Origin of the sequence: Candidatus Sarmatiella mevalonica (assembly GCF_016751895.1) — a bacterium.
GTDB lineage: Bacteria > Pseudomonadota > Alphaproteobacteria > Rickettsiales > Rickettsiaceae > Sarmatiella > Sarmatiella mevalonica.
Genome location: NZ_JACVVM010000068.1, coordinates 1 through 7194 on the forward strand (window position 1 = coordinate 1; position 7194 = coordinate 7194).

At 39.2% G+C, this 7194-nt stretch carries 4 protein-coding genes and 1 rRNA gene; 2 read left to right on the forward strand and 3 right to left on the reverse strand.

Annotation, left to right across the window (positions count from 1 at the left end):
* Positions 1–534: diacylglycerol/polyprenol kinase family protein (locus Sarmat_RS05500; RefSeq protein WP_207187044.1), on the forward strand; the 534-nt coding region annotated here is incomplete at its 5' end.
* Here Sarmat_RS05500 and Sarmat_RS05505 read toward each other — a convergent pair.
* Both Sarmat_RS05505 and pheT read right to left on the reverse strand, forming a co-directional pair.
* Positions 531–1457 carry an AEC family transporter gene (locus Sarmat_RS05505; protein WP_202149792.1) on the reverse strand — a complete coding sequence of 309 codons (927 nt, stop codon included), beginning with the start codon at positions 1455–1457 and terminating at the stop codon, positions 531–533. The two genes, Sarmat_RS05500 and Sarmat_RS05505, sit on opposite strands and share 4 nt — an antisense overlap.
* Positions 1458–1493: 36 nt before the next feature.
* A complete protein-coding gene (gene pheT, locus Sarmat_RS05510; protein ID WP_202149793.1) occupies positions 1494–4091 on the reverse strand; it encodes a phenylalanine--tRNA ligase subunit beta in 2598 nt (865 codons plus the stop codon).
* A 749-nt stretch (positions 4092–4840) separates the two neighbouring features.
* Between pheT and Sarmat_RS05515 the strand changes: the two genes are divergently transcribed.
* Positions 4841–6324 (forward strand): 16S ribosomal RNA (locus Sarmat_RS05515).
* A gap of 553 nt (positions 6325–6877) precedes the next feature.
* Here Sarmat_RS05515 and Sarmat_RS05520 read toward each other — a convergent pair.
* Positions 6878–7194, reverse strand: a 317-nt coding sequence (locus tag Sarmat_RS05520) for a transposase (protein WP_202149207.1), incomplete at its 5' end; no start/stop codon positions are given.

Below are 7194 nucleotides of genomic sequence, written 5' to 3' on the forward strand. Positions count from 1 at the left end.
AACAAAAATTCATTTCTCCCATTTTTGACATACTGCTGTTGCGCAATAATTATTGCGGATATAGTACGAGTATATAGCAAAACCTGGGCGAAAACAACAGAGAAAATTTTTCAGCATATCATGAAACCACAAGAAAAACGAGGCAAGCTCAGCGGTGCTAGCTATATGTTTTTAGGTTTTGTTGTTTCTGGTTATTGCTTCGAACAAAAGCTCGCTATTACAAGCTGGTTAGTTCTTATTATATCTGATGCATTAGCCGCAATTGGTGGCGTTGCATTTAGCACTTTACGCAATAAATCAACGCATGGGATTTGCAAAAGAAAAAACAAGACCTTCATGGGCTCTTCAATATTCTTCTTATCAAGCGTCGTTATTGGTTATATTAACTTCGGTGTGGCAAATATTTCGTGTTATACCTTCGCATCTTGTTCATCGGTTATTGTAGAATACTACGCTAAACAAATCAATCTCGATGATAACTTTTCAATCCCTATTTGTTATTGCTGTGGCTTTGTCATGTTGTCCGCAATTTAAGAACCAAAAATATACATCATAATTGATATCGAAAAAATCGATAAAATAGTCGAAAAAGTAATAATGGATATCATTGCATCCACGTCCCCCCCTAATTGCTTTGCAAGTATATAAGAAGTACTTGCGCATGGCAAACTTGAATATAATAGCAAGACGTTTTTATCAGCCCCATTTAACCCAGCTACGGTAGCGCATGCCATTGTAATTACTGGAAGTAACAGGAGTTTTGCTCCTACAGATACCATAATTTGATTAATTAGCGTATTGTTGATCCTAAAATGCAAGCCGGCACCAATGCTTATCATACCAATAGTGAAAGCTGAGTTTGCTAAATGACTCACCGTGTTTTGCAGTGTAGAGTGCAATTGAAACCCTAGATAATTGAGTATTAGAGCACTGAAACCGCTAATTATGAGAGGGTTAGTGGCAATTGTTTTTATGAGCACTAAATTGCTATTTTGGCTACGGTTGGGATTATCGGTATATCGAGCAAAAGCCCATGTACTAATAAAATTGGTGAAAATTACCATGTAGGCTGCGATAATAGAAACCATGGGCATGCTATTATTGCCTAGCAGAGAATCACCTAATGCAAAAAAGATATAGTTATTATGACGAACGCCACCTTGGAACATAGAGGCGAAGAGGGTGGGGGGGAGAGAGCGTTTTTTTTGGTAAGTTATTAATATACTAGCTACTATTAATATTGCGATAATTAATACAATTATTAACTTTGCAATAGGTACGCTTTGTAGGTTAGCGTTTAATATTGAATTAAATAAAACAGCTGGAAATAATAAAAAATACGAGAGCTTCTCCAAACCACGCCAAAATTCATGCGACTTTAGCCATTTATTTTTAATAAATACTCCTATTACCGCTATAATAAAAGTAGGAACAGTTCCAGAAAGAATATGAATCATAATGGCATACCTTTAAATGAGTTGACAAATTTAAGCTCAGCCCCTGAGTTTTAGATTAAATTCATTCTCCATTAGTCTAATAATTTGATTTGAAATACCTTCTAATTCATCAGAAGTGAAAGTATGGTCAGTTTGCAGAGTTACCGAAATAGTAAAGGATGTTTCCTTATCAGTTATTTGATATACGTCTAGCAACTCTATACTCCTTACTATCTGACCCATCGTTTGCGCGATCTTGCGCGTGGCTTTGCCGATGATTGAACTTTGATTAGTAATAAAAGAGTAGTCTCTTGATACTGCTTGATGTTTGAGTGCGTTTTTGTGTCTACTATCTGTGTGCATGATGGAGAATTTGCAAAAGATATGGTCTATATCTATCAATTCGAATGCAAAGAAATCCATTCCCTTGAGATTGGTTGTGAGGCTTGGATGCAGCTGCCCTATATAGCCAATCATTTCGTTATTATAATATATTATGCCACTGCGAGTTGGGTGGTAATAAGTTGGCGCTGAATCTTTTATTTCTATCATCAGATCAGGCAGGAAGCAAGATAAGAATCTTAGCAGATCAGCCTTAAAATCGAGCAATGATTTTGTTTTATCTTCAAAATAATTACTATGCTTTACGCAGTTTGATAATGCTGTGAAATGTAGAGATTGTTGATATTCTCTCTTTGCATCATCAAAGCTAAAGGTAGTGCCGCATTCAAACAAATTAAATGCTTTTGTACCATCTTTCACATTTTGCGCAGCAATATCTAATAGGTTTGGTATAATACTGGGTCTGAGAGCGTTTAAATCATTAGAAATGGGGTTAGTGATGGACAGGGAGTGAGTAGAGCAGAAGGCCTGAGCTTTCTTCTGATCCATAAAGGACCAAGTAATAACCTGGCGATATCCTCCAGATAACATTACTTCTTGTAGATAAAATATATCTTTTAATCCGAACTGAGAATGATGTTTATTAATTGGAATATTAATTGGAATATTGTATGAATGAGCGGATGCAGAATGAGCGAGAGTTTTTTTGTGTTCTGATGGGTAATGAGGAGCGGCACTATCGGCATGAAAGGTCTCAAAAATTTGATAATGCCTAGCAATCTCCTCTATCAAATCTACGTCTAGTTTCACATCCTTCCTCCAGCTATGTGGCGTACACAGCAAGTCGTGTCCCTGCCAACTCCAAGTACCTACGTTAGATAGCTTTTGAAAATCATCTTGTTTTAATTTATTTAAAAGTGGTTCCGTGTATACCGAAGCATAAGCAGAGAATTTTGCGTGAGTGAGCTTGATTGATTGCTCGTTTAGTTTTTGCGCATCTGCTGTGTTTTGTAGATTAAATATTTTGGGTTTTGCAGCCTGACCCCCGCATATTTCTGTTATTAATTGCGCGCCCTTCTGCAGGAGTAACAAGGTGCTGCTCTCATCCACTCCAGAGCGCGTAAAGCGTGTGGAAGAAGAAGTTTGTAAATTTATGGAGTTTGCAGAGTGAGCAACTTCCGTGGGGTGAAAGGCGGCTGCTTCAAGGATAATACTATTAGTTTGAGCGGTAACCTTGCTTTCATCCCCCCCTATGAGGCCAGCAATGGCGTGCACCTGCTTGCTATCACTTACGGTTAGCAGGTTGTGCAGAAGATATTTTTGGCCGTTTAATGCGTGAAAGGTGATTGCATTTCCACAATGCTTTACTTGTAGACCACCTTTGATGCTGCTGGCGTCATAGGCATGCATTGGTTGATTGTATGTTATGAGTATATAGTTGGTAACGTCTACTATTGGGGATATCGATTTTATTCCCGCATGACGCAAACTATTTTTAAGCCATTGCGGAGTTTGCGCGGTGTTGTCTAGATTACGAATTTCAACAAAGGCAAAAGTGCTGCATGTTGGTGATGCGCTATTGCTATCTACATATAGATCATAGTTTGTTTCAAATGTATTAATTCCATAATTTTGTTGTTCGCAACTAATTTTTTGAGCGTTTAATTGATTAGATAAGGGTTCGGGAAGCATGTGTTCGACGTTGGCAGTTGAGAACGCGGAGGATGATAGCTCTCTAAATATACCAAGCGTACTGAGGCAATCACCTCTATTAAAAGGAATATTTAATGTTATAAGGGGCGAAGTGAGTTCATAATATTCAGAAATTTTCATGCCAAGTGGAGCATTGGATTCGAGTTCTATAATACCTTCACCTTGCTCTCCAAACCCAAGCTCAGATTCTGAACATAGCATACCGCTGCTTACTTGCCCCCTGATTTTGCGAGGCTCTATATAAAAATCACATCCTGGAATGAACGCTCCAACGCGAGCCATTACAACTTTAATACCGCTGCGTGCGTTTGGTGCGCCGCAGATGATTTGGAAGGTTTGCGCGCCGTCATCTACTTGACAGATTTGTAGTTTATCCGCATTTGGATGGGGTTGAGTTGATATGATTTGCGCCACTACAAAATCATCAAAGATATTCTTGTCTTTATGACGATAGTCGTTAATCTCTTCTATTTCAAAACCTAATATATCTAAATCTTCTCGAAGATTTGAGGTGGAGGGGAAATGACGAAGGAAGTACAGAAAATCTTGCTCGGATTGAAAAAAGGGCTTGGTAGATGACGGAGAGAAGGAGAATAGCATATTCAGAAGTAATTATATTAATATTTATATATTCTTATATATTCAAATTTTAGGATTTTTTGAATCGTAGGTTGTTGATAAAAGCTTATGAAGTATCTGAAATAGGTTACCCAAAAAAAGCTAATCAGTCAATTCTCTTTTTGGTGCAGTCATCTTCTATCCCCCCAATTTTAAAAACATTATAACATTATATATTAATATATGTGCGCGACTATATAAATAAATACAGAAGTGTTAAGCTATTTAAATAGCGTTAAACCTCTTACTAAACTCTATTCCCGATGATAACTCCCATCGCCATCGATTGATTCAACGCAATCACTTAACTATCATGTACGCTCGAAGTTCTGTGCTTTCATTGGTTCCTGGTATTTGCTCATCATGCGTGAGTTTGGACAGAGGTCTATTTGAATGATATCTAATAGTTTTTACTGTTTTTTAGCGGTATTTAATGGTTTTTTTACAAATTTTTATATTTTTTTACAAATTGCTATTGACATGCAATTCTTTGTATATTATAACAATAGGTAACGGCAGGCAAGTCAGATGAGACGGCCGCCGGGCTCTAAAAACAAGTGAAAAAGCAAGTTATGTAAATAAATGCCTTTTATACAGCTAGTGTACTTTTAATTACTATAAGTATCAAGTAACTGTATAAAGGTAGTGATAAGGTAAGAATTTTTGTGTATATAAAAACTTTCCTGTCTATTTTCTTTTATATTAAAGTAACAATGGACTAGGTTTGAACTTAATTTGAGAGTTTGATCCTGGCTCAGAACGAACGCTTGCGGCATGCTTTACACATGCAAGTCGAACGTATCTAGCTTGCTTCGGCAGGTTAGACAAGTGGCGAACGGGTGAGTAACACGTAGGAATCTACCCATCAGACTGGGATAAAATACCGGATACGCTCTAAGGAGGAAAGGTTTTTCGCTGATGGATGAGCCTGCGGCAGATTAGGTAGTTGGTGAGGTAATGGCTCACCAAGCCAACGATCTGTAGCTGGTCTGAGAGGATGATCAGCCACACTGGGACTGAGACACGGCCCAGATTCCGTTAGGAAGCAGCAGTGGGGAATTTTAGGCAATGGGCGAAAGCCTGACCTAGCAATGCCGCGTGAATGATGAAGGTCTTAGGATTGTAAAGTTCTTTTAACAGGGAGGATAATGACAGTACCTGTTGAATAAGCCCTGGCTAACTCCGTGCCAGCAGCCGCGGTAATACGGAGAGGGCTAGCGTTGTTCGGATTTACTGGGCGTAAAGAGTGCGTAGGTGGTTTAGTAAGTTGAGAGTGAAATCCTGGGGCTTAACCTCAGAACTGCTTTCAAAACTACTAGGCTAGAGTATAGTAGGGGATGATGGAATTCCTGGTGTAGAGGTGAAATTCTCAGATATCAGGAGGAACACCGGTGGCGAAGGCGATCATCTGGGCTAATACTGACACTGATGCACGAAAGCGTGGGGAGCAAACAGGATTAGATACCCTGGTAGTCCACGCCCTAAACGATGAGTGCTAGATATCGGATTTTTTTCGGTTTCGAAGCTAACGCGTTAAGCACTCCGCCTGGGGAGTACGGTCGCAAGACTAAAACTCAAAGGAATTGACGGGGGCTCGCACAAGCGGTGGAGCATGCGGTTTAATTCGATGATACGCGAGGAACCTTACCAACCCTTGACAGGTACAGAAAAGAACATGTAGATGTGTTCCCACGCAGCAATGCGTATCTGTGCAACAGGTGTTGCATGGCTGTCGTCAGCTCGTGTCGTGAGATGTTAGGTTAAGTCCTGTAACGAGCGCAACCCTCATTTTTATTTGCCAGCGGGTAATGCCGGGAACTATAAAGAAACTGCCAGTGATAAACTGGAGGAAGGTGGGGACGATGTCAAGTCATCATGGCCCTTATGGGTTGGGCTACACGCGTGCTACAATGGTGGTTACAAAGGGCAAGCAATGTCGCGAGGCGGAGCAAAATCCTTAAAAGCCATCTCAGTTCGGATTGCTCTCTGCAACTCGAGAGCATGAAGTTGGAATCGCTAGTAATCGCAAATCAGAATGTTGCGGTGAATACGTTCTCGGGCCTTGTACACACCGCCCGTCACACCATGAGAGTTGGTTTCGCCTGAAGCTGGTGCGCTAACCGAAAGGGAGCAGCTAACCACGGTGGGACTGATGATTGGGGTGAAGTCGTAACAAGGTAGCCGCAGGGGAACCTGCGGCTGGATTACCTCCAAAAGACTATAATTTAAGAAAGCTAAGGGCTTCTTGTCTTATCTATCACTACCTCTATGCAGTTATTTCTTGCTTTTTTGTAGAAACGTATTGTTTGTTTTTCTGTGGAAGTTGCTTCTTGCTTTTTCTTGTCGATATTTCCTATCTTCTGTCTATGTTATAGAGTCTGTATTATAGACATTTTCTGTGTTGTAAACGTTTCCTACTTATTCTCGTTATAAACGTTTTCTGTCTCTTATTATGTTATTATAGGCATTTCATGCCTCTCAACGTTGTGGGTGTCTCATACTATTCTCGATATCTTATACTATTGTCAATATTTCCCATTCTTCTAAATCTCTCTCGTTTCGAGTTAAAGCGCTTTCTGTTATTGTAGTTGTAAATATTGCATTTTTAACTCTGTTGTTTTGTTTTTCTCCTCTCTTATCCTACTAGCCATAATGTCAGATCCTTCTTTTGCTACGCTCAACAGCCTTAAAAAATCTTTGGGTATTTGCTAATTTTATCGTATGATATAGCTAAGATCTGATAAAGAAGTCATATACTATATAGTAAATTAATTTGAGGTAGCGTATTTAAAAAAGAAAGATAACGAAGCAAAAAGACTCTGAAAGTCAGAAATTTTCTGCTTAACCCATCGCTTCATATTAGCCCAAAATTTCTCTATTGGGTTAAAATCAGGTGAATAAGGAGGAAGAAAAATTACCTTACAACCAACAGATTCAATGAGATCTTTTGTCTTTTGTGATCTATGAAATGCAGCGTTATCCATTATCACAACTTGCCCAGCTTTTAGCTCTTTGATCAAGAATTGCTCTACCCAGCTTTCGAATAGCTGGGTATTACATGAACCATTAAATACCATAGGAGCTA